Source organism: Gammaproteobacteria bacterium, assembly GCA_035501935.1.
Classification (GTDB): Bacteria; Pseudomonadota; Gammaproteobacteria; order JAJPIJ01; family JAJPIJ01; genus JAJPIJ01.
Map to the genome: position 1 here is coordinate 1 of DATJVC010000032.1, position 23,853 is coordinate 23,853.

General features: G+C 60.4%; 24 protein-coding genes and 3 tRNA genes. 9 read left to right on the top strand and 18 right to left on the bottom strand.

The features are described 5' to 3' along the window. From VMH34_08495 to VMH34_08535, 9 genes are all read right to left on the bottom strand, one after another. A partial coding sequence (locus tag VMH34_08495) for a GTP-binding protein (protein HTT08814.1) occupies positions 1-137 on the bottom strand: 137 nt, incomplete at its 3' end. A gap of 47 nt (positions 138-184) precedes the next feature. Further along, positions 185-260: transfer RNA gene (locus tag VMH34_08500), tRNA-Thr, on the bottom strand. A gap of 33 nt (positions 261-293) precedes the next feature. Beyond that, positions 294-367, bottom strand: a tRNA-Gly gene (locus tag VMH34_08505). A 35-nt stretch (positions 368-402) separates the two neighbouring features. Continuing rightward, a tRNA-Tyr gene (locus VMH34_08510) sits at positions 403-487 on the bottom strand. Between the two features lie 52 nt (positions 488-539). Then, positions 540-1,094: a Sua5/YciO/YrdC/YwlC family protein gene (locus tag VMH34_08515; GenBank protein ID HTT08815.1), complete on the bottom strand. Its 555-nt coding sequence runs from the start codon at positions 1,092-1,094 to the stop codon at positions 540-542. A gap of 8 nt (positions 1,095-1,102) precedes the next feature. Further along, positions 1,103-3,439: a DNA topoisomerase I gene (locus tag VMH34_08520; protein ID HTT08816.1), complete on the bottom strand. Its 2,337-nt coding sequence runs from the start codon at positions 3,437-3,439 to the stop codon at positions 1,103-1,105. Between the two features lie 92 nt (positions 3,440-3,531). Continuing rightward, positions 3,532-3,996, bottom strand: coding sequence for a DUF494 domain-containing protein (locus VMH34_08525; protein HTT08817.1), 465 nt, complete (start codon positions 3,994-3,996; stop codon positions 3,532-3,534). Between the two features lie 21 nt (positions 3,997-4,017). Continuing rightward, on the bottom strand, positions 4,018-5,130 hold the full coding sequence (gene dprA, locus VMH34_08530) for a DNA-processing protein DprA (protein ID HTT08818.1): 1,113 nt from the start codon (positions 5,128-5,130) through the stop codon (positions 4,018-4,020). A 72-nt stretch (positions 5,131-5,202) separates the two neighbouring features. After that, positions 5,203-6,420, bottom strand: coding sequence for a LysM peptidoglycan-binding domain-containing protein (locus VMH34_08535; protein HTT08819.1), 1,218 nt, complete (start codon positions 6,418-6,420; stop codon positions 5,203-5,205). Positions 6,421-6,601: 181 nt separating this feature from the next. Between VMH34_08535 and def the strand changes: the two genes are divergently transcribed. The 7 genes from def (at position 6,602) to VMH34_08570 (ending at position 13,873) form a co-directional block, all read left to right on the top strand. Then, the gene (gene def, locus VMH34_08540; protein HTT08820.1) at positions 6,602-7,096 is read left to right on the top strand and encodes a peptide deformylase; all 495 of its coding nucleotides are present in this window, start codon (positions 6,602-6,604) and stop codon (positions 7,094-7,096) included. Positions 7,097-7,160: 64 nt separating this feature from the next. Further along, the gene (gene fmt / locus VMH34_08545) at positions 7,161-8,084 is read left to right on the top strand and encodes a methionyl-tRNA formyltransferase (GenBank protein HTT08821.1); all 924 of its coding nucleotides are present in this window, start codon (positions 7,161-7,163) and stop codon (positions 8,082-8,084) included. Next, complete coding sequence (gene rsmB, locus VMH34_08550) at positions 8,081-9,400, top strand: 16S rRNA (cytosine(967)-C(5))-methyltransferase RsmB (GenBank protein HTT08822.1); 1,320 nt, start codon at positions 8,081-8,083, stop codon at positions 9,398-9,400. Before fmt ends, rsmB begins: the two co-directional genes overlap by 4 nt. A gap of 1 nt (position 9,401) precedes the next feature. Next, complete coding sequence (locus VMH34_08555) at positions 9,402-9,980, top strand: DUF4390 domain-containing protein (protein ID HTT08823.1); 579 nt, start codon at positions 9,402-9,404, stop codon at positions 9,978-9,980. Then, on the top strand, positions 9,962-12,244 hold the full coding sequence (locus tag VMH34_08560) for an ATP-binding protein (protein ID HTT08824.1): 2,283 nt from the start codon (positions 9,962-9,964) through the stop codon (positions 12,242-12,244). The genes VMH34_08555 and VMH34_08560 overlap by 19 nt, the downstream gene beginning before the upstream one ends. Further along, the gene (locus tag VMH34_08565; protein HTT08825.1) at positions 12,241-13,626 is read left to right on the top strand and encodes a sigma-54 dependent transcriptional regulator; all 1,386 of its coding nucleotides are present in this window, start codon (positions 12,241-12,243) and stop codon (positions 13,624-13,626) included. Before VMH34_08560 ends, VMH34_08565 begins: the two co-directional genes overlap by 4 nt. A gap of 40 nt (positions 13,627-13,666) precedes the next feature. Continuing rightward, positions 13,667-13,873: a hypothetical protein gene (locus VMH34_08570; protein ID HTT08826.1), complete on the top strand. Its 207-nt coding sequence runs from the start codon at positions 13,667-13,669 to the stop codon at positions 13,871-13,873. 13 nt (positions 13,874-13,886) lie between these two features. Here VMH34_08570 and VMH34_08575 read toward each other — a convergent pair whose 3' ends face one another. Continuing rightward, the gene (locus VMH34_08575; protein ID HTT08827.1) at positions 13,887-14,861 is read right to left on the bottom strand and encodes a dihydroorotate dehydrogenase; all 975 of its coding nucleotides are present in this window, start codon (positions 14,859-14,861) and stop codon (positions 13,887-13,889) included. A 1-nt stretch (position 14,862) separates the two neighbouring features. Here VMH34_08575 and trmL point away from each other — a divergent pair, with 1 nt between their 5' ends. Then, positions 14,863-15,372, top strand: a complete 510-nt coding sequence (gene trmL, locus VMH34_08580; protein ID HTT08828.1) for a tRNA (uridine(34)/cytosine(34)/5-carboxymethylaminomethyluridine(34)-2'-O)-methyltransferase TrmL — start codon at positions 14,863-14,865, stop codon at positions 15,370-15,372. On the opposite strand, the gene VMH34_08585 is transcribed toward trmL, so the two are convergent. The 3 genes from VMH34_08585 to VMH34_08595 all read right to left on the bottom strand — a co-directional run bounded on the left by VMH34_08585 (position 15,336) and on the right by VMH34_08595 (position 17,383). Beyond that, positions 15,336-16,334, bottom strand: coding sequence for an NAD(P)H-dependent glycerol-3-phosphate dehydrogenase (locus tag VMH34_08585; protein HTT08829.1), 999 nt, complete (start codon positions 16,332-16,334; stop codon positions 15,336-15,338). The two genes, trmL and VMH34_08585, sit on opposite strands and share 37 nt — an antisense overlap. A gap of 32 nt (positions 16,335-16,366) precedes the next feature. Then, complete coding sequence (gene secB / locus VMH34_08590; protein HTT08830.1) at positions 16,367-16,894, bottom strand: protein-export chaperone SecB; 528 nt, start codon at positions 16,892-16,894, stop codon at positions 16,367-16,369. 66 nt (positions 16,895-16,960) lie between these two features. After that, a complete protein-coding gene (locus VMH34_08595; GenBank protein HTT08831.1) occupies positions 16,961-17,383 on the bottom strand; it encodes a rhodanese-like domain-containing protein in 423 nt (140 codons plus the stop codon). A gap of 411 nt (positions 17,384-17,794) precedes the next feature. Between VMH34_08595 and gpmI the strand changes: the two genes are divergently transcribed. Further along, a complete protein-coding gene (gene gpmI / locus VMH34_08600) occupies positions 17,795-19,405 on the top strand; it encodes a 2,3-bisphosphoglycerate-independent phosphoglycerate mutase (GenBank protein ID HTT08832.1) in 1,611 nt (536 codons plus the stop codon). Positions 19,406-19,461: 56 nt separating this feature from the next. Here the strand turns inward: gpmI and VMH34_08605 are convergent, their stop codons facing one another. From VMH34_08605 to VMH34_08625, 5 genes are all read right to left on the bottom strand, one after another. Then, positions 19,462-21,357 carry a pilus assembly protein PilF gene (locus VMH34_08605; GenBank protein HTT08833.1) on the bottom strand — a complete coding sequence of 632 codons (1,896 nt, stop codon included), beginning with the start codon at positions 21,355-21,357 and terminating at the stop codon, positions 19,462-19,464. Between the two features lie 72 nt (positions 21,358-21,429). Next, the gene (locus VMH34_08610; GenBank protein HTT08834.1) at positions 21,430-21,906 is read right to left on the bottom strand and encodes a pilus assembly protein MshP; all 477 of its coding nucleotides are present in this window, start codon (positions 21,904-21,906) and stop codon (positions 21,430-21,432) included. Then, the gene (locus VMH34_08615) at positions 21,903-22,850 is read right to left on the bottom strand and encodes a type II secretion system protein (GenBank protein ID HTT08835.1); all 948 of its coding nucleotides are present in this window, start codon (positions 22,848-22,850) and stop codon (positions 21,903-21,905) included. Before VMH34_08615 ends, VMH34_08610 begins: the two co-directional genes overlap by 4 nt. A 3-nt stretch (positions 22,851-22,853) precedes the next feature. Further along, positions 22,854-23,372 (bottom strand): type II secretion system protein, encoded by a 519-nt coding sequence (locus VMH34_08620; GenBank protein HTT08836.1) that lies wholly within the window; start codon positions 23,370-23,372, stop codon positions 22,854-22,856. Then, complete coding sequence (locus VMH34_08625) at positions 23,372-23,851, bottom strand: type II secretion system protein (protein ID HTT08837.1); 480 nt, start codon at positions 23,849-23,851, stop codon at positions 23,372-23,374. Before VMH34_08625 ends, VMH34_08620 begins: the two co-directional genes overlap by 1 nt. Positions 23,852-23,853 lie beyond the last annotated feature (2 nt).

A 23,853-nucleotide genomic window follows, 5' to 3' on the forward strand; every position in this document is an offset into this window, starting at 1 on the left:
GCGCGCGCCTCACCGCCGTATTTCTTGGCCATCACGGTCGTGATCGCCGCCGTCAGCGTGGTCTTGCCATGATCCACGTGGCCAATGGTCCCCACATTCACGTGCGGCTTGGTGCGCTCAAATTTGCCCTTGGACATGATCAAATCCCCTCAAGATGTTTTATGTCTCCAAAACAAACAGGTACTGGTGCCCACGACTGGAATCGAACCAGCGACCTCACCCTTACCAAGGGTGTGCTCTACCGACTGAGCTACATGGGCATAAAATTCCTCATCGAGCCTTGGTCGTTACGTTGGAGCGGGAGACGGGAATCGAACCCGCATCATCAGCTTGGAAGGCTGAGGTTCTACCATTGAACTACTCCCGCCTCGCGCTCGCGCCGGTCTGCTGTCCGCCACCATTTGGTGGAGGGGGAAGGATTCGAACCTTCGAAGGCAGAGCCGGCAGATTTACAGTCTGCTCCCGTTGACCGCTTGGGTACCCCTCCTCAATCGAGCCGAGTATTTTCGTTAATGGGGAGAAGGATGTCAATGAATTAACTATGAAGATCGTAATATTTTGCCGGTCAAACCATCATATATGGGCGTAGGTCCAGACAACCCGCCCAATTCTCCCGGTAGGATATCCTCCAAGGCGCGGCCAAACTGGCGATGGATCGCCATTGCATCCCGACAGGGCCGGCGGCCGGCGACGTTGGCGCTGGTGGATACCAATGGGCCTGTCTTCCGACATAACATGACCACGGGCGGATGGGCGGACACCCGCACCGCCAGACTGCCGCGGCCGCCATGCAGCCAGGCCGGCACACCCCCCTGGACCGGCAAGACCCAAGTCACCGGCCCTGGCCACGTGGCCCGCACCCGCTCCTTGATGCCGGGAGAGGGAAAGATGACAAACGGGGATAATTGATCGATGTCCGCGGCCACCAGAATCAACCCCTTGCCGACAGGGCGCTTTTTCAGGGCAAGCAACCGATACACGGCTTCGGCATTCAGCGGATTGCAGCCCAGTCCGTAAACCCCCTCCGTCGGGTACGCAATCACTCCACCACGGCGCACCACCCAGGCGGCCCGCCGCAGGCGGAAATCAACCATCAAGGGCGTCAACCTTCGGCGGCAACCTTGGCACGCTTGGGCGGGAAGCGACGCCCGCCGCGGCGCGCCGCCGGCGCCTGCGTCAACAACTCCTGTGCCTCCGCCAGCGTCAAGGCCGCTGGATCGCGCTCCTTGGGTACGCGGGCATTCTTGGTTCCATCGGTAATGTAGGGGCCATAACGGCCATTGAGCACGCGTACATTGGAATCGGGAAACTCCTTGATGAACTTGGCGGCATCGGCCTGCTGTTTTTCGACAATCAGGGCCAGCGCCCGTTCCAACGTAATGGTGTAAGGATCATCTTCCTTTTTGAGTGAAACGTACTTGGCGCCATATTTCACGTAGGGGCCGAAGCGGCCAACGCCGACGCTCACCTCATCGCCCTCCGGGTTCCGACCCAACTGGCGCGGGAGCACGGCGAGCGCCAGGGCTTCCTCCAAGGTGATGGTGTCGATGCGCTGGCCGGGACGCAGGCTGACAAAGCGCGGTTTCTTGTCGCTGTCGGCGCTGCCGATCTGTACAAAGGGTCCGTAGCGGCCCATGCGCGCAGATACCGGCAGCCCGGTTTTTGGATCGGTGCCCAGTTCACGGGCCTGTGCCACCTCCTTGCGGCTGACGTTGCTCTCCTTGTCGAGCACCTTGTGCTTGAAAGGCTGCCAGAATTCCGCCAGCAGCGGTGTCCATTGTTTTTCGCCGCGCGCCACCGCGTCGAGATCGTCCTCCAGCCGCGCGGTGAATTCATAATCCACATAATCGTGAAAATGATCGGTCAGAAATCTGGCCACAATGCGGCCGATGTCGGTCGGCCGGAAACGTTTGTTTTCCAGCTCGACATATTCACGCGCCTGCAACGTCGAGATGATGGCGGCGTAGGTGGAGGGGCGGCCGATGCCGTATTCCTCAAGGGTTTTGACCAGGCTGGCCTCCGAATAGCGGGGCGGCGGTTCGGTGAAATGCTGCTCGGCGCGCACGTCAATAAGGCTCACGCGATCGCCGATCTGCATGGGCGGCAGTATTTTTTCATCTGCATCGCCGGTGGTTTCGTCCGCACCCTCCATATACACCGCCATGAATCCGGGGTCCGCCAGCGTCGAACCATTGGCGCGGAAGGCTGTGGCCGCATCCACCGACAGATCCACGGCCACGGTGTCGATGGTCGCGGGATTCATCTGGCAGGCCACGGTACGCTTCCAGATCAACTCATAAAGCTTGTACTGCTCAATGCTGAGATGGCCCTTGAGCGATTCCGGCGTACGCAACGCCGAGGTGGGCCGGATGGCTTCATGAGCCTCCTGGGCGTTCTTGGCGTTGGTCTTGTACACGCGTGGCGTTTCCGGCATTTGATCAGCGCCGTATCGCTGGCGCACGAATTCCCGGATCTCGGTGACGGCCTCCTGCGCCAGATTGACGGAGTCCGTGCGCATGTAGGTGATGAGACCGACAGACTCGGGGCCGATATCCACGCCTTCATAGAGCTGCTGCGCCACCCGCATGACCCGGCTGGCGGTAAACCCCAGTTTGCGCACACCCTCCTGTTGCAGCGTCGAGGTGATGAATGGGGCGGCGGGCTGGCGCTTGCGTTGTTTCTTCTCGACGTTCGCCACCGTGAGCGAACCCCTGGCCGCCGATAACACGGCATGACGCACAGTTTCCGCCTGGGTGGCGCTGGTGACCGTAAATTGTTCGACTTTTTCGCCCGCGTAACGCACGAGCTTGGCTGCAAAGGGCTGTCCTGTGTGCTTGGCATCGGCTTCAACCGTCCAATACTCGCGCGGCGTGAATTTTTCTATTTCCTCCTCGCGCTCGGCGATCAGCCTCAACGCCGGACTTTGCACACGTCCGGCGGACAACCCGCGTTTGATCTTCTTCCACAACAGGGGCGAAAGATTGAACCCGACCAGATAATCGAGCGCCCGGCGGGCCTGCTGCGCGTTGACCAGTTCCATCGATAGATCGCGGGGGTGTTCAATGGCCTCCAGAATCGCCCGCTTGGTGATTTCATGAAAAACCACACGGTGGACCGGTTTCTGATCGAGCGCGTTGCGTTCCCGCAGCAACTCGGCCAGGTGCCAGGAAATGGCCTCTCCCTCGCGATCCAAATCGGTGGCCAGATAGAGTGCCCCGGCCTTTTTCATCGCTGCGGCAATGGCATCGACGTGTTTTTTGTTCTTGGCGATCGGTTCATAGTGCATCTTGAAACCGTTGTCCGGTTCCACCGCGCCCTTTTTGGGGCGCAGATCGCGCACATGGCCGTAGGAGGCCAGCACTTCGAAGTCGGGGCCCAAATATTTTTTGATCGTGCCCGCTTTCGCGGGTGATTCAACGATGACGAGTTGCTTGCTCATGAGTGATTCGATTAATGGATAAATGGGGACAGCCCGCGAAACACACGGTCAACGCCGGAGGGCTTTCCTCCCGCATGACGCGCGTCACAGAATCAATGCAATTGACTTCGAAATTCCTCCATGAGCAGGGACTCCGCCCACTGCGCGGCGTCGCCTTGTCCGGCCTGGTTGAACAGCACCATGCAAACCACCCAGCGTAATTGTTCGATGTCGATCTCCTCGGTCTCGAGGGCGATCAAGCGGTCGATGACCCGCTCACGATGATGGGCATTCAACACGCCGATCTGTTCAAGATGCTGCAGCAGACCACGTCCTTCACGGCTGATCTTGACACATTCTTCGTCGTTGAAGATCCGTATTGCGCCATGTGATGTTGGGGAAAGGTCTGAAGTTTCCTGATCTGTGGCCAGGGCCTGCAACCAATCCATGGCCTTGTCGATGGGCGTTTCCTCGAAACCGGCCTCCTGCAACAGTCCCCGCAAGTCCTGCCGCCCAACATCCACGCTCTCGCTTTCATCCGTGTGATTTTCAAACAGATACATCAAAACATCCATCATGCTGTGTCGCAATCTCATCTCCTAGACGCGGCGCAGGTAGAGACCGCCCGCCTGTGAACTGACCCGGCCTTCCAACTCCATCAATAACAGCATGGATGAAACGGCGTTGGCCGTCAATCCAGTGCGCGCCACAAGCACATCCACTGAGACTGGATCGTAGCCTAGGGCCTCAAGCAGTCGATCATGTTCTCCGTCGTGTGCCGATGTGTGCGCGAGGTTCGCGGTACCCTGTGGGTCCGATCCCGCCGGCTGCGACAACGATGGTAATTCCTCAAGGATGTCATCGACCGTTTCCACCAGCTTGGCGCCATCACGGATCAAGGCATGGCAGCCGCGGGCGAGCGGATTGTGTATGGAGCCGGGGATGGCGAACACTTCGCGGCCCTGCTCGACGGCGTGCCGCGCGGTAATCAGAGAACCGCTGGCCTTCGCGGCCTCCACCACCAAAACACCCAGGGCCAGTCCGCTGATGATACGGTTGCGGCGTGGAAAATTTTCCGGCCGCACCGGGGTGCACAAGGGGAACTCCGACACCAGCGCGCCTTGGGCGGCGATTTGCCCGGCGAGATCCTGATGACGCGGCGGGTACACGCGATCCATGCCCGTGCCCATCACGGCGACGGTATGCCCCCCGCCGGCCAGCGCCCCGCGATGGCCGGCGGCATCGATCCCCAGCGCCAGTCCGCTGATGATGGTGACGCCCCGCAACGCCAGATGACGGGCGAAATCCTGCGCCAGTTCAGCACCGGCGGGCGTGGGGTTGCGGCTGCCTACGATGGCGATTTGCGGCTGGTGCAGCGCCATGACGTCGCCGCGCACAAACAGCAGCGGCGGTGGATCGGCAATCTCGCGCAGCCGTGGTGGATATTCCTGATCCGCCAGAGTCAGCACACGGTGTTGCGGTGAACCCGACAGCCATTCCAAGTCCTGACTGACCGCCGCCCAGTCGGGGTTGGCCACTGAGGCCAGCGTATCAGAAGTCAGGTTCAGCGGCTTGAGCCTTTCCGCCGACATGGAAAAAACAGCAGCGGGATCGCCGGCATGTTCCAGCAATTTAAGAAAAGTGGCCGAACCAACGCCCGTTGTGCGGGCCAAGGCCAGCCAGTATTTGAGATCTTCGGAAGGCGGGGACACGCCACTATGTTAGCGCGTATCGATGAAAATATGTCCGCCCACCCAAAGGTGGGAGGACGATGATGAGATTGCTCAAGGATTGGCGACGCTGTCGCTGATATGCACCGGCCGCGTCGTATTCATCACCAAGGCATAGGACAGTTTATCGAAGGCGCGGAATACCATCAGTTCGCCCGCGCGTTCTTCCGGCAGTCGCACCTGATCGGGGACGGTGTTGAATTTCACACCAAAAAATTTGTCGACCGAGCGCTTGGTATTGCGGACATCATTGAACAGGTTTTCGAAAACCTGGTCGACGGCGCTTTGATCGGAATATTGAAATTTGAGACGGCGTTCGTCATCTTCTCTTTCTCGAAGATCGGTCTTGATGTCATCGCGCACGCTCAAGCTGCTCTGGAAAATACCCAACACGTGCCCGGGTTCGATGCCCTGCTCCTTGCCCAGATTGATGATGACCACCTGATTGCGCCCGGTCTCCCACACGGCATCGACTACGGAAACGATGTTGCCATGTACTTCCTGTGCCGGCGCATGTGGTATGAATTCAGGCAATTGCTCCTCGACGTCCGGAAACAATCGGTCCCCGTTCAACACCTCGCGCTTGGCGGTGATAAGTTGGGCCGTGGCCGGATCACCGCCGCGCACCACCACCACGTCGCCGACATGAATGGCCTGATAGCCGAGTATGTCTCCCTTGGCGCGGTATTCCAGAACATCGTTTTCACCCTTTGGGTTATAGACGACGTCGCCCTTGCGATACACGGTGTAATGAGTGACATTGCCGCCCTCGGGCAGCCCGCGCACGTATATGCGGTTGCCGGCGCCGTTCACCAAGTGTTGATCCTGGCTGGACACCACATAGGGCGCTGTCTGGATTTCCTGATCGCTCAAGACCAGATGACGGCTCAAAAAGGGATGAATCGCGTCCAGGGGGATTGCCCGGATCGCCTCCTCATGCGTATATTCCCGCACCGTCGGTGAAAGTTTGACGTTGCGTCCGCCGCCCTGTCCTGCACGGCTGAGTTCAAGTACGGGTTTGCCGTCGACATAGGCCAACGTCAACATGTCGCCGGGATAGATCAAATCAGGATTTTTGATCTGGGGGTTGGCATTCCAGATCTGCGGCCACAACCATGGTTTGGTCAGAAAACGACCCGAGATGCCCCATAGGGTGTCGCCTTTCACCACCGTATAGCTCTCGGGGTGATTGGGATTCAGTTGAAGCTCTTCTGCAAAGAGCGTCGCAGAGAGCAGTGTCAGACCGATAGTTATATATATTTTCTTAATCATGTCAGTACCCTTACACCATTTGCTTCATGTAGTTTAACAGAAAATCAACTGCAAGTTGAAGTCTTTTAAGAGGAAGCCAATCTAAGCGTACGAAAGGGATGCAAAATTTTCTGAGAATAAATAATAATTATTATATCATTCAGCAGGTTACATAATTCACAATTATCCGCATAGGTGTGGTATGGCACTCATGGACATATTGCATTACCCCGACCCCAGGTTGCGGACGCGCGCCATGCCCGTGGCCCGGGTGGATGATCGCATCCGACAACTGGCCGCTGACATGCTGGAGACCATGTATCACGCCCCCGGCATTGGTTTGGCCGCCACGCAAGTCAACGTGCACGAACGGGTGATCGTGGTGGATGTTTCACCGGAGCACAACGATCCGCGCTGTTATATCAACCCGGAGGTAATCGCCCGGGAAGGTGAGGAAGAAATGGAAGAGGGTTGCCTTTCCGTGCCCGGGGTTTTCGACACGGTGCGGCGCGCCGAGAAAATCCGCCTGCGGGCGCTGGACTTGCAGGGGCAACCCGTGGAACTCGATGCCGATGGGCTGTTTGCGGTTTGCATCCAGCATGAGATCGACCATCTGGACGGCAAATTGTTCGTGGACTATCTGTCCGGTCTGAAGCGCGACCGCATACGCAAAAAACTCACCAAGGCGGCGCTGTAACCGCGCCCGCCGCGGCACGCCGATCTTCAACATGCACCGCCGGAGATGAGCCGTGTCCGATTCCCTGCGCCTGGTCTTCGCGGGTACGCCGGAGTTTGCTGCTGTTTCCCTGCAAGCCCTTATCGCAGAGAAACGACATGACATCTGCGCGGTTTATACGCAACCCGACAGGCCGGCGGGGCGTGGAAAAATAGAAACCGCCAGCCCGGTAAAACAACTGGCTTTGAAACACGGCCTGCCGGTTCTGCAACCCGCGCGAATGGATGAAACCGCAATCGCCGCGCTCTCGGCCTTGAAGCCCGACGTGATGGTGGTGGTGGCTTATGGATTGATCCTGCCGACATTGCTGTTGAATCTGCCGCGCCTGGGTTGCGTCAATATCCATGCCTCGCTCCTGCCACGCTGGCGCGGCGCAGCACCGATAGAACGAGCCATTCTCGCCGGTGATGCCGAGTCCGGGATCACACTCATGCGCGTGGAACCTGCGCTGGATAGCGGCCCGATCCTGGCGCAGAAACATTGCATCATCGATGAACACGATACCGCCGGCGATCTGCATGACAAACTCGCCGCGCTGGGCGCCTCGCTGCTGCTGGAGACGTTGCCCGCCATCGCCGCAGGCCATATCGAGCCGACGCCACAGGACGAGCAACTGGCCACCCATGCCAAAAAAATAATCAAATCCGAGGCGCGGCTGGAGTGGCATCGCCCTGCGGCGGACCTGGCGCGTGCCGTGCGTGCTTTCAATCCCCGGCCGGGTGCCACAGCGGATCTCGCCGGCAAGGAGATAAAAATTCTGGAAGCGCGGTCACTTGGAACTCCCGCCGCAGGTGAAACGGGGCATATCATTCGCGCGGGCAAAGAAGGCATTGATGTGCAGACCGGCGATGGAACATTGCGAATCCTGACACTGCAGGTGCCGGGCAGGCGGGCCGTCACGGCGGCGGATTATTTAAACGCTCATCCCGGACTGCGGCGATCCGCATGATCGAACATGATGCCGCAGCGCGAGCGCGAGCCGCCGCCGCAAGTGCCATCAGGGCGGTCATGCAAGGTCAATCACTGGGCCGGGCGTTGCCCGATGTGTTGCAATCGTCACATGGGACGGATGAGCGCGCGCTGGCACAGGAACTGGCCTACGGTACGTTGCGATACGCGCATCAACTGCGCTTCGTCGCGCAACGCCTGTTGCAACATCCGCTGAAGGATCGGGACGCGGACATTGATGCCTTGTTGCTCGTCGGTCTTTATCAGTTGCGCGTTCTGCGGACACCGGCGCATGTCGCTGTCACCACCACCGTCGAGGCCTGCCGCGTCTTGCGGAAGGAATGGGCCTGCGGGCTGGTGAATGCCGTGCTCCGCGCATACGACCGTGGCCGCGAAGGGCATGAGCAGGCAGTGGCATTGTCCGCCGCCGCCCGCTTCAGCCATCCCGACTGGCTGATTGAACGCATGCAGGCGGCGTGGCCGGCGCAGTGGATGGAGGTGCTTGACGCGAACAATACCCGACCGCCGCTCTGCCTGCGCGTGAATCTGTTGCAAGGTTCGCGCGAGGAGTACCAAGATCAACTTTCCCAATGCCACATCCATTCCCATACAGGTCCTCATGCGGCCACGGCGCTTTATCTCGAACAACCGATGGATGTCGCGGCGCTGCCTGGATTCAGCGAAGGCCGCTGCTCGGCGCAGGATGAGGCCGCGCAGCTGGCCGTCCCGCTGCTGGATTTGCAGCCCGGCCAGCGGGTCCTGGATGCCTGTGCCGCGCCGGGTGGCAAAACCACGCATCTGCTGGAGAGCGAACCGCGATTGCGCCGGCTGGTCGCCCTGGACCGCGACACACGGCGCCTGGGGCGGTTGCGCGAAAACTTGCAACGTCTGAGACTGTCGTGCGAAATACAGGCGGCCGATGCGGGCAAACCGCAGGAATGGTGGGATGGACAGTATTTTGATCGTATCCTGCTCGATGCGCCCTGCTCGGCCACCGGCGTCATCCGCCGCCACCCCGACATCAAACTGTTGCGCCGGCCCACGGACATCACCTCGCTGGTCGGGACACAACGGCAATTCCTGCACGCCCTGTGGCCGTTGCTGGCACGCGGAGGTAAGCTGTTGTATGCAACCTGTTCAATCCTGCCCGATGAAAACCAGATGCAGATCCGGGAATTTCTGGCCCAGCGGCACGATGCGCGGGTTGAGGAATGGCCGCTGGCGTCGTGGGGGATTGCCACCGATCCCGGCCGGCAAATCCTGCCCGGAGGCGATCAAATGGACGGCTTTTACTATGCCCTGCTGGTTAAAACCTGATGTGATCCGGCGAAAGGCCGTCAAGATGGCAGTCATGCTGTGTCTGCCGCTGGCCTGGCAAATTGCCCTGCCCGCTACCGCGCGCGCCGAACCGGGTATAGTTGTCGAAGCGGCCAGTGCCCGCGTTGAGCATGACATCTATCTGGTCGATGCCCGGTTGCGTTACGAATTGAGCGAAGAGGCGCGTCAGGCGCTCGAAAGCGGCATTCCACTCACTTTCACGGTGGAAGTGGAATTCCGCGAGCGACGATCCTATCTGTGGGACCCCGTGGTCGCCGACAGCCGGCACTTTCTGCGTCTGGAGTATCACGTCCTGAGCCGCAGCTATCTGGTCAGCGATCTCACCATCAAAACCCGCCAGAGCTTTCCGCAATTGCAGGAGGCCCTGGATGCGCTTGGAACCATCCACAACATGGCGGTGGTGGAGCGCAATTTGCTGGACCCCAACGCGTCCTACCAGGCCCGCCTCAGCGCGCGGCTGGAGATCGAATCGCTGCCGGCTCCGTTGCGGCCGGCGGCATATTTCCAGAGCGCCTGGCGGATCAAATCCCCTGTCCACCAGTGGGCATTGACGCCATGAACGCCCGCCTGCGCCTATTGCTGGCGATCGCCCTGCTGAGTTCCCTGCTGCTCGGCTCGCTCATGATGATGAGCGACGCCCTGCAGAACTCCGAGCGTTTCGGCAGCATCTACTCGGTCTTGCTGGTGGCGAACACCGTGGGGCTTCTGTTTTTTGCCGCCATCATCGGCATCAACATCCGCCGCCTGTGGCGTGAACTGTCCGTGGCCGCTCCCGGCGCGCGGCTGAAGCGGCGCATGACGCTGATGTTCGCCGGCATCGCCGTACCACCGTTGTTGATCGTTTACGGTTTTTCGGTCGACGTGGTCAAACGCGGCATAGACAACTGGTTTGACGTCAACATCGAGGAAGCTTTGAGCAATGCGCTTGATCTGAGCCGCGCGTCGCTGGATTTGCGCATGCGTGATCTCCTGAAACAAACCCAGCAGCTGGCCGATAACATCAGTCAACCTTCGCGCAACAATGTGCGTCTCAATTTCGAAGAGCTGGAGCTGCCGGATAACACCATGGTCGTCAACGAACCCCCGTCCATGCCCCCCGTGGATCTGGATGATCTGCGGCACACCAGCGGCGCCGATGAATTGACACTGCTGACTTCCAAGGGTGCGGTCGTGGCCAGCACCGAACTTTCGCCCACCCTGCCCTCGGAAACAGTGTTGCTGCAACTACGACAAAAGGAAAACTATATCGGGCTCGATCCGGTGCATGATGATCGCCTCAGCATACGCGTGGTGGTCAATGTACCCGGCATAGGGATCGGCAATGATGGGCGCGTCCTGCAGGCACTGTACCCCGTCGCCGAACGCATGACCGCGATGGCCGGCAAGGTGGAACAGGCATTCGTGAAATACAAGGAACTGGCCTATCTGCGCCAGCAACTGAAGATCGGATTCATTCTGACGCTGACGCTGGTGCTGCTGTTCAGTCTGCTGGGCGCGGTATGGCTGGCGTTCTACTCCGCGGAAAACCTGGCGGCGCCGATCCGTGATCTGGTGCAGGGCACGCGCGCCGTGGCCACCGGCGATTACAGCACCATCCTGCCGGTGGATCGTCGCGATGACATGGGCGCCTTGGTGGAGTCGTTCAACGAGATGACGCGACGCCTGGCCGCAGCACGCGATGAGGCGCGGGAGTCGCGTGCCGAGGTTGAGGCCCAGCGGCTTTATCTCGAAGCCGTGGTGGGCCGACTGTCCACGGGTGTGCTGACCATCGATGCCGGACATCATGTGCGCACCGCCAATGCCGCCGCCGCGCACATTCTGGGCGCGCCGGGAACGCAACTCGGCGGCGGTTCTATTGATGACTTCGCACGCCTGATGCCGCACACCCAGCCGTTCGTGGACAGCCTGCTGCGCCATCTGCGCGCCGGTGATCGCGAATGGCAGGAGCAGATCACGTTGTTTGGCCTGTCCGGCCGCCAGCTTTTGATATGCCGTGGTGCACTGCTGACGGCGGCGCACGAGCACGGCGGTCATGTCATCGTGTTCGACGATGTCACCGCCCTGGTGCAGGGCCAGCGCGACGCGGCCTGGAGCGAAGTGGCACGGCGGCTGGCGCACGAGATCAAAAACCCGCTGACGCCCATACAATTGGCCGCCGAGCGGCTGCGACAGAAATACCTGCACACCCTGCCCGCCACGGAGATCGAAACGCTGGAACGGCTGACCACCACCATCATTCAGCAGGTGGAGACAATGAAAGGCATGGTGAACACCTTCTCGGATTATGCCCGCAATCCGACCGCCGGACACGAGTTGGTCAACCTCAACCAGCTGGTCGATGAGGTCATGGATTTATACCGCAGCGACGACCCGCGCATGACACTCACCGCTGAACTGGCGGATGATCTGCCGGTGATCCACGCGGATCCGAAACGCCTGCGACAGGTCATGAACAATCTCATCAGCAACGCCATCGAGGCCCAGTCCGAACTGCCGCAATGCCGGATCAAGGTCGGCACCCGCCTGTTGCGCGAGGCGGACGCGACCGCCGTTGAATTGCGGGTCACTGACCGCGGCCCCGGCATTCCGCCGGAAATGCTGGCCCAGGTATTCGAACCCTACGTCAGCAGCAAACCCAAGGGCACCGGATTGGGCCTGCCGATCGTCAAGAAAATCATTGAAGAACACAGCGGCAAGGTGTGGATGGAGAACAATGCCGACGGCGGCGCGGCGGCCGTTATCCGTCTGCCTGTATCCACCTCCGCCACGGCTGCAGCCACCGACTTTCCGACGGCCAGCAATGCACGGAGCAATGTCGCATGAACCGCCCGCATATTCTGGTGGTGGATGATGAGCCGGATATCCGCAACCTGCTCAAGGAGTTCCTCGCCGATGAAGGCTATGAGGTCAGTCTCGCCGCCAATGTCGCCGAAGCCAGGATCGCGCGGCGTGATCAGGCACTCGACCTGATCCTGCTCGATATCTGGATGCCGGATGGCGATGGCATCTCGCTGCTCAAAGAGTGGGCCGGCGCGGGCGGCCTCGATCCGCCGGTTATCATGATCTCCGGCCACGGCTCCGTGGAAACGGCCGTCGAAGCGACACGGCTTGGCGCCTACGACTTTATCGAAAAACCGCTGTCCTACGCCAAACTCAAGGTCACGATGCAACGGGCGCTGGAAACGGCGTCGCTGCGGCGCGAAAACATCGCCCTGCGCCGGCAAACCGTCGTCAGCGAACCGCTGGGCGACAGCCGCGCGATCGCGCAACTCAAAACCAGCCTGCAACGGCTGGCGCAACACAAGACCACCGTTTTCATGACCGGCGAGTCAGGCAGCGGCAAGGAGGTATTCGCGCGTTACCTGCACGCGCACAGCCCGCGCGCGGAGGCGCCGTTCGTGGCCTTCAACATCGCCGCCGTGGCCGCGGAGGCGCTGGAGGAGGAGCTGTTCGGCGGCGAACACGACGGACAGATTTTTGCCGGCGCCTTCGAGCGCGCGAATGGCGGGACGTTGTTCCTGAAGGACGTGGCTGATCTCAAACCCCCATTGCAGGCGCGCCTTCTGGACGTGCTGGAAAAACAGTCGTTGCTGCGCGCCAACGGCCGCGAACCGGTGAAACTCGACGTGCGGCTTGTGGCCGCCAGTCGCCGCGATCTCAAGGAGGCGGTGGCGCAGGGCCGTTTCCGCGATGATCTCTATTATCATCTCAACGTGGTGCCCGCCGCCGTGCCGCCGCTGCGTGAGCACAGCGAAGATGTGCCGCCGCTGCTGTTACATTACCTGGAGGCGGCGGTGGCACAGGAGGGTCTTTCCCCCCGCCGATTCTCCGCCAGCGCCATGCAGCGGCTGCGAAATTACGAATGGCCCGGCAACGTGCGTGAACTGCGCAACCTCGTGCAGCGGCTGCTCATCCTGGGACACGGCGAGATCATCGAGACGCGCGAGGTCGATCGGGCGCTGGGCCTGCAAACCACGGCGACGCCCGAGGCCACGGCCACAAACTACGACATCCCCTACCGGCAGGCGCGCGAGGAATTCGAACGCGCCTACCTGGAATACCAGTTGCAACTGGAACAGGGCAACGTCAGCCGCGTGGCCGAAAAAATCGGCCTCGAACGTACCCACCTGCACCGCAAGTTGAAGACGCTGGGCATCGACCCCAAGGCCAGCAAGGCTTCTCATCAAGACGATCGCGTGACCTGATTGGGCCGCTTCCGGCTTTCAATCCACACCCCTGGACCTTATGCCCACACCAGCCGCCCTGTTCGCTGCGCTCATTTTCGGCATCATCGGCCTGGCGGCCTTCCGCTACGGCAAGAAGTCATCCCAGTGGATACCGATGGCGCTGGGCCTGGCCCTTATGGGCTACCCCTATTTCTTCTCAAACACCTGGCTGCTTTACGGCGTTGGCGCAACGCTGACCGCCGCTTTGTTTGTATTCAGGAATTGACCATCCGTGGGCATCAGCCGGTGCAGATGGCGGTTTCGTGGCCATGCAGTTGCAGGGTGCCGATAAGATCTTGCACGTTCTTTAATTTGTGGCGCTTGAGATAATCAATGATGCCGGCATTGATCTTGGGGCAGGCCAGCGGATCGTAAAACAGTGCAGTGCCCACGCCGATGCCAGCCGCGCCGGCAATCAGAAATTCGACCGCATCATGCGCAGTGACAATGCCGCCCTGCCCGATGATCGGGATCTTGTGCGGCTTGCTGACTTGGTACACCTGATGCACTTTCAACAAGGCGATGGGCTTGATGGCGGGTCCGGAAAGCCCACCCTGATTGTTGCCGATGACGGGTTTGCGCTTTTCGATGTCGATGGCCATGCCCATGAGCGTATTGATGACGGCGAAGGCGTCGGTGCCCGCCTCAATGCAGCGCGTCGCGTTGGCGGCGATATCGGTCTGATTGGGTGACAGTTTGGTGATGATGGGTTTCTTCGTCGCGCGGCGACAGGCCTCCACCACCCGCGCGGACATCGCCGGGTCATTACCAAACTGCACGCCGCCCTCTTTCACGTTCGGGCAGGAGATGTTGATCTCGACGGCGTCGATGGGCGAATCATCGAAAATGCGCGTGACTTCCTCGTATTCCTCCACGGTCGATCCGGAGACATTGGCGATGAAGCGCGTCTCGCTGAAGTCGAGCTGCGGCAGGATCTTTTCGACGACGTAGCGCGCGCCGGGATTCTGCAGGCCGATGCTGTTCAGCATGCCATCGGGCGTCTCGGCGATGCGATGGGGGGCATTGCCGAGCCGTGGCTTGAGCGTGGTGCCCTTGAGGCACACCGCGCCGGCGTCGCGATTGGAAAAACCGACGATGCGCGTATACTCCTCGCCGAAACCCACGCATCCGGAAAGCAGCACCAGCGGAGTGGAAAACCTGAGCCCGCAGAAATCGAGCGCGAGCATTTTCTGATCGTCAGCCGTCAACGCCATTATGTTTCACGTTGTCCTGTATCAACCGGAGATTCCCCCGAACACGGGCAATATTATACGCCTGTGCGCCAACACCGGGGCGCAGCTGCATCTAATCCATCCGCTCGGATTCCGCATGGATGACCGCGAACTCAAGCGCGCCGGCCTGGACTACCACGAATACGCGCGCTGTAGCGAGCATGAATCGCTGGAGGCTTTTCTTGCCGCAACTACGCCGCGGCGTTTGTTTGGGTTTTCCACGCACGCTGCCCGCCCGTTCACGGATGTGCGGTATGCCGCCGGGGATGCGCTCCTGTTCGGGCCGGAGACCCGCGGCCTGCCGCCGGAGTTGCGCGCACGACTGGGCACCGAATCGCTGCTGCGCATCCCGATGCGCGCCAGAGTGCGCAGTCTCAATCTATCCAATGCGGCGGCGATCGCAGTCTATGAAGCCTGGCGGCAGTGTGGCTACGCCGGCCAGAACGAACCGGCGGATTATTCAGATGTTGGACCGCGGGCGAGCAGCGTCTGAACCGCGGCTTGCGGCGTGGTCTCACCGCGCAGGATGCGCGCCACCTCCACCGCAATGGGTATCTCCACACCGTGTTTCTTCGCCAGTTTCTCGACCGCGTCGGCGGTGTGTACTCCCTCCACGGTCTGATTGATCTCCTTCAGTGCCGTGGCGAGATCCTTGCCTGCCGCCAGCGCCAGTCCGAGGCGCCTGTTGCGGGACTGATCCTGGGTGCAGGTCAGCACCAGATCGCCCAGACCCGCCAGGCCCATGAAGGTTTCGCGGTGCGCGCCCATCGCCTCGCCCAGGCGCATCATCTCGGCCAATCCCCGCGTGATGAGCGCGGCGCGGCTGTTGGCGCCAAACCCCAGGCCGTCGCTGATGCCGGCGGCGATGGCGAACACATTTTTGACCGCGCCGCCGATCTCAATCCCCGTGACATCCTCACTGCGGTAGGTGCGGAACCGGCCACCATGCAGCCGCGCCACCAGATCACCGGCGAAGCCGGCATCACGGCTGCCGACAACTATCGCCGTCGGTACATCGGCCGCAACCTCCCTGGCAAAGCTGGGTCCGGAGATGACGGCCTGCGGGCAATCGCGGCTGAACATCTGCTCAACGATCTGATGCGGCAGACACAGCGTGTCACGCTCGAAGCCTTTGCAGGCCCAGCTGATGCGGACATCGGCCGGCGCATGTATGGCGATTTGTTCCAGCACACCGCGCAAACCCGCCACCGGTACGGCGGCGATCACGTCGCGCGCCTGCGTCAACGCCTCTTCCAGTTCCTCCACTGGCGTCAGCGGTGGTGGAAAGGCAAAACCAGGAAGGTGACGTGCATTGCAGCGTTCGCGGCTGAGGCGCGCGATATGCGCCGCGTCATGCCCCCACAACAGCACCGGATGGCCATTGCGGGCAATGAGAATGGCCAGCGCCGTGCCCCAGGAACCGGCGCCCGCAACCAGTATCGGCCGGTGATTCACGCGTTCGCCGCCAGGCGGATCAAATCAGCCGTTCAATGCCCCATGGCCGCCGGGCCAGCCTCGCCTTCAGCCACGGCACCGCGCTTACGCATGACCTCCTGCGCATACAGGGCTTCAAAGTTGACCGGCGCCAGCAGCAGTTGCGGGAAACCAGCCTTGGTGGCGACGTCGGAGACGACTTCGCGCGCGAACGGAAACAGGATATTCGGGCAGACGGTGGCCAGTACCGGCGCCAGATGCTGCTCCGGAAAACCGGCGAGATTGAAAATACCGGCCTGTTTGACCTCGATTAGATAGGCCACCTTGTCTTCGAAACGCACCGTCACCGTCACGGTCAGCACCACTTCGTGGATGTCGCCACCAAGCGACGTCGTATTGTTGGTGAGTTGCAAGTCCACCGTCGGACGCCACTCCTCCATGAATATATGGGGGGTGTTGGGCGCCTCGTAGGACAAGTCCTTCACATAAACCTTCTGGATGCTCAGATGACCCGTACGCATCTTCCCATCGGACTTGTCGTCCGCTGCGGCATTCGCCGGCGTATTTTTTTCCTCTGCCATGATGTTCTCTTTCTTTTTTCTTTATGCCTGAAACCCTGCCCATCCCCGGCAAATCCCTTGACGCAGTCAAACCACCACTGGAAGATTTTCCTGCCGCCAGGAGTTGAGTCCACCCTTTAATACATGCACCCTGGAGAAGCCCGCCTGCTGCAATGTCTTGCAGGCCCGGGTGGAAACGCTGCCGGCGGCGCAATATAGCAGCACCGGCCGTTCACGGTAAGAGGCCAGCGCCGGAACCTGCGCGTCCAGCGTGGCCGCCGGCGCATGACGGGCATTGACGATATGGCCGCGCTCGAATTCCGGTTGTTCGCGCACGTCCAGTACCAGCGCGCCATCGCGATTGATGAGACGCACCGCCTGCGCCGGCGCCAGCAGCCCGCCACCGCGGTTGAATTCGCCGGCGAGATTATAGGCCAGCAACGCCAGAATGACGCCGAGAATAATGAACAATACCCAATGATGGAGAATGAATTCCTGTAGCTGCGACATGGTGGTTTTCGAATTCGCTGCGGATGGATGCCTGCGATTGGATTTCACTTCATGATACACTGTCCAACTGAAACGTGCCGTTCGGCACGAACCTGGGTTTCGCGTATAGAACCTATCTCAAAAATCCGCGCATGCGCGACGGTGCGCGATTTTCGCGCAGTCCAAGGCGCGAGGAGCGAGATTTGGTGGCTCCAAATGAGCAACGAGCAACGCCGGAATGCGCGAAAATCGCCCCGTCCAATCATATGATTTTGTTATTTTCATTGAAGAGTTGCGACCCCAAAGCGCGTCTGCTTCGTTACTCGACTCGCCCAGAGGCGCCGTGGCTGTGGGCGTCACTTCGCGCCTTGCATCCGCATCTTTGGGGCCGCAACGCATCATGCGGGGATTTTCGAGATAGGTTCTGAATTCATGCCGCGGCAGTGTCAACCGGTGCTCCTGATCGTCCTCGACGGCTGGGGTTACTCCGAGAACACGCAGTACAACGCCATCCATAGCGCCCAGAAGCCGGTGTGGGATCGCCTGTGGGCGACATCCCCGCACATGCTGATCAGCGCCTCCGGCCTCGATGTCGGGCTGCCGGAACATCAAATGGGCAATTCCGAGGTCGGCCACATGCACCTGGGCGCGGGGCGCACGATGGACCAGGAATTCACCCGCATCACCAGCGCCATCCGTGAGGGGGAATTCCAACACAACCCGGTGCTCACCCGCACCTTCGACGCCGCAGCGCAGGAGGAGCGCGCCGTGCACATCCTCGGTCTGCTGTCGCCCGGCGGCGTGCACAGCCATGAGGACCACATCCTGGCGTTGATGGAACTGGCCGCCGTGCGGGGCGTCAGGCGCATTTACATCCATGCCTTCCTCGACGGCCGCGACACCCCGCCGAAGAGCGCGGGTCTCTCGCTGCAAAAGGTCATGATCAAGTTCAATGAACTGGGGCGATGCGGCCGCGTCGCCAGCCTCATCGGCCGCTACTACTCCATGGACAGAAACCAGCGCTGGGCGCGGACTCAGGCCGCCTACGACCTGATCGCCGACGGCCGCGGTTTGCACGTCTCCAGCGATCCACTGATCGCGCTGGACACGGCCTATGCCCGTGGCGAAACCGACGAGTTCGTGCAGGCCACGACCATAGTCCCCCGCGACGGGCGGCCGGTGCGGGTCGAGGATGGCGACTTCGTGGTATTTGCCAATTTCCGCGCCGATCGCGCCCGTCAGTTGAGCGAAGCCTTTCTGGAAAAACGGTTCCCCTTTTTCGCCCGCGCGCGCACGCCCCACCTGGGCGCATTCATCACCATGACGCGTTACAGCGATGATTATGATGTGCCGGCGGCGTTTCCACCGCAGCACATCGACAACACGTTCGGCGAATACATCGCCCGACTCGGCCTCAAGCAGTTGCGCATCGCCGAGACCGAGAAATACGCACACGTGACCTACTTTTTCAACGGCGGCGAGGAACGCGTCTTTCCGGGCGAGGATCGCATCCTCGTGCCCTCCCCACACGTGCGGACCTACGATCAGCAGCCGGCCATGAGCGCAGTGGAAGTCACCGACAGGCTGGTGGAGGCCATCCGCGGTAAAAAGTATGCCGCCATCGTCTGTAATTACGCCAACGCCGACATGGTCGGTCACACCGGCAATTTCGAGGCGGCGGTCAAGGCCATCGAAACGCTGGATCAATGCCTGGGTCGCGTCGAAACGGCGGCCCGCGAGGCCGGCATGGAAGTCCTTATCACCGCCGATCACGGCAATGCGGAAAAGATGCGCGAGGTCTCCACCAAACACGTCATTGGCCAGACGCACACCGCGCATACCAGCAACAAGGTGCCGCTGGTGTACCTGGGCCGCTCCGTGACAATGGCCCACAACGGCACGCTGGCCGACGTGGCCCCCACGTTGCTCACCATCATGGGCCTGCCCATCCCCAAGGAGATGACTGGCAAACCACTGGTTGATCTGCCGGTGACCGAGGTGATGTCACCGGCCACCAGCACGGGCCGCCGCGCGGCGTTTTAAAATCGTTTTTCCGCTGATATCCGTCATATATTTTTTCTGATCTTCGGCTCCCCCGGTCATCGCTGCAATACCTGATTAACTACGACGGCTCTTTGATATCTGCCCAGCGGATCGAGTTTGGTCGCAATGGCGAGTTCGGAGTATGCCGACTCTTTATTGCCCATCTGGGCGTACCAGTTAGCGAGACCGACGTGAAACATTGCGTCGTCCTGATTCAACGCAATGGCTTTTTTTAGGTATTCACCAGCCTCGAATTGCCGACCACGATCACCCTCCCAGACAGCGCGCAGATTGTATATCTCTGCGGTCATGCGCCTGCCATTTCTGGGATTTTGCGAGAAATTGTCGAAAATACCCGCCATGTCATCGGAGGGGATTTTGCAGTAGGCACGCTGGCAAAACACCAAATCCGTTAAGTAGGCCAGATTGGAATGGCTCGGCACGTCGATATTAAGCCGATGCTTAATGACGGAAAACCATGTCGGGTCCGGCTCCACTCCGGCTTCGTAGCTCATCATCACCAAAGTGCGATAAGGCAGGATGTCAATTTGATCGAGTTCGGCTGCGCGCTTCAGCGTATTCCGCGCCAGCGTCAGGGTGTCCGTATCATGCGTCTTCAGGTAGATGCGGAAGTACAACCAGCCCAGGGCATGCAACGAGCGGGCCGACTGCGGATGATTGATCGCTTCCTCGACGGTGTGCCCTGCGTACTCCCCGAAATCCCATGCGCGTGCGAAGGTGTTGTTGAGTATCAGAACAAAGAACAGGGCAGCCGGCGCAAAGCGCCACCACGCGTGTGTCGCGGCGCGCGCCAACAATGTCAATGCCCATGTTGTGGCCAGCAGGGGGCCATAGGCGGGTAGATAGTTGCGGTGTTCATGTGCAATCTCGAGTGGCAATATGGTCGATTCCAGCACATGGCCGGCCAGAAACCAGAACACGGCCAGGGCCAGCAGCGGTGTCCGTCGCGATGATCGCGCTGCGATTACAATCAGCACGATGATGCCCAAGATGGCGGCCAGGGTGGTGGGCGGCGACAGCAGACCACGCGAGATTGTGATGTCATCATGGTACAGCCCCATACGGGTGATATCCGGGTAGAGAATGAGGGAAAGGTAGAACCAGAGCACTCGCGTCTCTGTCATCAGGCGTTCAATCAACGTGAAGTCGCGACTTTGATAACCCTCGGCGAACCATTCCGGTCCGGAGAGCAGATACGGCACGGCCAACAATACTGGAAGCGCCACGGTGGCTGTAAAAAATCCATACAGGAATTTCCGATCCGTCGGCACCGCCACTCGCCAGCGAAACACCGTTACTTCAACGACCAGCATATACACCGGCAGCAATACGGCGGTTTCCTTGCTCGCCAACGCCAACAAACCGAACCCGCACAACGCCCCGATAATAAGCCCTTGTCCACGCCCCACCGCCAGCATCCTGCGTCTGCCCACGGCATAGCACAGCAACCCCGCCAGCATGAACAGACTGGCCAGGCTCGTCATGCGCTGTACGATGTACAACACGCTGGTGAGATTGAGTGGGTGAAGCAGCCAGATCGCGGCCGCAGCCGCCGCAAGCGGTTCACACATTGCCGGCGCGAAAGCCATTTCCGCCAGCAGGATGCGTCCCAGCAGAAATAGCAGTATGCCATTGATCAGATGGATGAGGAGATTGACGAGCTTGAAGTAAAATGGATTCAGACCAAAGTAATAATGATTCAGGGCAAAGCTCAAATAGGCCAGCGGCCGCAATAACGGTCCGGAATTACCCGCCAGTGCGGCGTTTTTGAAGGCCGCGACACTTGCCTGCGAGACGTGCAGGGCGTCGACTCTGACGATATTGGGGTAGTCGTCGAATTCGAATTCACCGCGCAAGCCGGGCCAATACGCCGCAACGGTCAGCAGCAGCGCCGCCAGCATTGCGAGCGCCGGGGAAAAGTTCTTGCTCATGGAGACATTAAATCATCAGGCATACAATGCTCATAACCGCGATCGCGCTGGCGCAGCTGGACGACGTGAAACTTAACCGTTCGTGATGCTCGCTTGTATGGTACGGCTGATAAGGTCGGCACTGGCTGTCGATCCAGTGGTGGCCGTGGAGGTCAGGTTGTACACGTTGTAGGTATTCGCGCCCTCTGTCACCGAGGTCGAAGTACAGGTCACGGTAATGGTGAAGTTATTCGGTGCTCCAGATGCCGATGTGATGGTGGTGCTTGCAGCGCAGCTGCCCCCCCCGCCGGGCGGTAACGCCTGGCGCGCAGCCCACTCGATGCCGCTTAGCGCTGCTGCGTACGCTCGCGCGCCCTGCAATGAATACGTTGCCGCCGCCTGTTCGGTCCCGGAAATAGTCACCAGAAACGCGGCCAGCGCCGCCAGCACGGTGATGATGAATACCGTGCCGACCAGCGAGAACCCAAGTTCGTATCGGCCGCGGTTAAATACCTTGGGGGATTTCCAGATCGACGGTTCCCTGCCCGCGGAATCCAAGTTTTTATTCATGGTATGTTGAGAACATGTGCTTGATCGAGGAGTGTCACCTGCATATTACCCCCACTTGTGGCGCTGGGATCCGTGACCGTAATACGAATAGTCAACAGTCCGGCCCGCGTCGCCGTGCCCGCCGTATAATCGAATTTGCACGCGGTCACCTGGTTCGCCAGCAGCCTGGCGACACCTCCCGGTGGCACGGCATGGGTGGCCGCAATGGGATAGGCGTCGTACCGATTGATTTGATTCGTGGAAACATCGCAAACGTAACTGACCGGCGTATCGACAACGTCAAAACGCTGGCTGGGCGAGCCCGTGGGAAACTTGGTCCTCCCGGCCGCTATGTTGAAGGATATCGATTTCAGCAAACCGACCGTTGCGACCTGCGTAATCACGGCGATGTTGTCACCGGCGTAGGCACTGGCGCCGCTTTGACCCGTGTTATAGATGACCAGACAGTTGGCGGTGGACGCATTCGATAGACAATTCGCCTGGGTGGCGCCGCCGCCACCGGCTGTGATAAGACCGAAACTCGGCGGCGGCCCCAATACCTCAAAGCAATCGGCGGCGGCATTGAAATTGAGGGTATCTCCATCACCACCCGCACAGACGTCGTTGTTGGTGGCATCGGCCTGGACGCGATAACGGCCGCCGCTGACGGTACGCAGGATCTCGATCGCGCACAGTGTGCCGGCGCTCGCCGTGCAGGAAGAGGAAAATGTGGTGCCGTCTGACGTGAGACGAATACTGTTGGGCGCCGCCAGCCGGATTTCGCTGGTCATGCGGTGCAGCGCGCTCTCGGCGACGTCGACCAGCTGGGCGCGCCGGGTGGTGTCCTCGAAGCCCGTAATGGGCTGCGAGATATTGCGCCACGCCACCGCCGCAAGTATGCCGCTGATGACGATGACCGTTACCATCTCGATCAGCGTGAATCCAGCGTTACGCATACGATGCATGATTCAGTAGTTGGTCTTATAACCGGTGACGGTGCGGGCGCCGGTGAGCGCCGGATGAGTGACCTTGACGTCCACGCGCACCACCTGCCCGTTGTTGGAATTCAATCCGTTGAAGGTCACCCCCGCACTCGCCACGGTGACGTTGATCGTATAGTTTCCCAATCCGATGATGGCAGTGCCGTTTTGATCGCGCGCGCCGTTGTCGTTCAGGCCATTGTAGTCACACACATCGTCGTAGAGCGCCCGGGAACCCTCGGCGGCCGAGCAACTTGCACTGCTGCAGGCGCTGGCAGTGCACGCCGTGGGGCAATTGCTGGTCACATCGGGATCACAAAAAGGTTTGAGTAGAACCTCCTCAAGATAGGACTGGGCGATGGCGGCGGCCTGTTCTTCGATCATCGGATCGGCGCTCCTGCTGACGGTGGTGTTTACCGCCAGCATCACCCCGCCCACGGCGATGATCAGGATCAGGATCGAACTGACCAGTTCGATGAGGGTCAAGCCCCGTTGCGATTCGCGCATCAGTGTACGAAGCCGGTCTCTTTTTCCACCGTGATGGTGCGGCTGCCAATCGTGACAGTCGTGGTGGCGGGGGTGCGGCCCATGTCGTCAAAACTGATCGAGGCGGCTGTTACAGCCACCCCCGTCGGCGCGGTGTTGCTGAAGTTGCCGCCACTAGGCCGCAGCACCGACCCGGCGCCCGGACAGCCGGCATATGTGAGCGCGTAGCCTGCGGGAGGGCCGGTGCCGGCGGTAAAGGTCGCGGTTACCGAGGTGCAACGGGAGGCGATGGCGAATTTTTGTGCGTAGCGCAACGCCGCCAGCGAATCTTCATAAAAACCACGCTCGGCGAAGGGACTGGTGGTGAAAAACCGGGGCCCGGCGAATGCGGCCACGATACCCACGATCACTAAAACGGTCACCAACTCCGTGAGAGTGAAGCCACTGAGGCGACCCCTTGGCCAAACGCCGCTGCCGGGAGTCGTCGACGTCCGCCGCATGC

What these genes read in the sequence shown, in the direction of transcription:
- VMH34_08515 (HTT08815.1), bottom strand. Translation starts at nt 1,094, where the DNA reads ATGGTTGATTTCCGCCTGCGGCGGGCCGCCTGGGTGGTGCGCCGTGGT.
- VMH34_08520 (HTT08816.1), bottom strand. Translation starts at nt 3,439, where the DNA reads ATGAGCAAGCAACTCGTCATCGTTGAATCACCCGCGAAAGCGGGCACG.
- VMH34_08525 (HTT08817.1), bottom strand. Translation starts at nt 3,996, where the DNA reads ATGATGGATGTTTTGATGTATCTGTTTGAAAATCACACGGATGAAAGC.
- VMH34_08535 (HTT08819.1), bottom strand. Translation starts at nt 6,420, where the DNA reads ATGATTAAGAAAATATATATAACTATCGGTCTGACACTGCTCTCTGCG.
- def (HTT08820.1), top strand. Translation starts at nt 6,602, where the DNA reads ATGGCACTCATGGACATATTGCATTACCCCGACCCCAGGTTGCGGACG.
- rsmB (HTT08822.1), top strand. Translation starts at nt 8,081, where the DNA reads ATGATCGAACATGATGCCGCAGCGCGAGCGCGAGCCGCCGCCGCAAGT.
- VMH34_08565 (HTT08825.1), top strand. Translation starts at nt 12,241, where the DNA reads ATGAACCGCCCGCATATTCTGGTGGTGGATGATGAGCCGGATATCCGC.
- VMH34_08570 (HTT08826.1), top strand. Translation starts at nt 13,667, where the DNA reads ATGCCCACACCAGCCGCCCTGTTCGCTGCGCTCATTTTCGGCATCATC.
- VMH34_08575 (HTT08827.1), bottom strand. Translation starts at nt 14,861, where the DNA reads ATGGCGTTGACGGCTGACGATCAGAAAATGCTCGCGCTCGATTTCTGC.
- trmL (HTT08828.1), top strand. Translation starts at nt 14,863, where the DNA reads ATGTTTCACGTTGTCCTGTATCAACCGGAGATTCCCCCGAACACGGGC.
- secB (HTT08830.1), bottom strand. Translation starts at nt 16,894, where the DNA reads ATGGCAGAGGAAAAAAATACGCCGGCGAATGCCGCAGCGGACGACAAG.
- VMH34_08595 (HTT08831.1), bottom strand. Translation starts at nt 17,383, where the DNA reads ATGTCGCAGCTACAGGAATTCATTCTCCATCATTGGGTATTGTTCATT.
- gpmI (HTT08832.1), top strand. Translation starts at nt 17,795, where the DNA reads ATGCCGCGGCAGTGTCAACCGGTGCTCCTGATCGTCCTCGACGGCTGG.
- VMH34_08605 (HTT08833.1), bottom strand. Translation starts at nt 21,357, where the DNA reads ATGAGCAAGAACTTTTCCCCGGCGCTCGCAATGCTGGCGGCGCTGCTG.
- VMH34_08610 (HTT08834.1), bottom strand. Translation starts at nt 21,906, where the DNA reads ATGAATAAAAACTTGGATTCCGCGGGCAGGGAACCGTCGATCTGGAAA.
- VMH34_08615 (HTT08835.1), bottom strand. Translation starts at nt 22,850, where the DNA reads ATGCATCGTATGCGTAACGCTGGATTCACGCTGATCGAGATGGTAACG.
- VMH34_08620 (HTT08836.1), bottom strand. Translation starts at nt 23,372, where the DNA reads ATGCGCGAATCGCAACGGGGCTTGACCCTCATCGAACTGGTCAGTTCG.
- VMH34_08625 (HTT08837.1), bottom strand. Translation starts at nt 23,851, where the DNA reads ATGCGGCGGACGTCGACGACTCCCGGCAGCGGCGTTTGGCCAAGGGGT.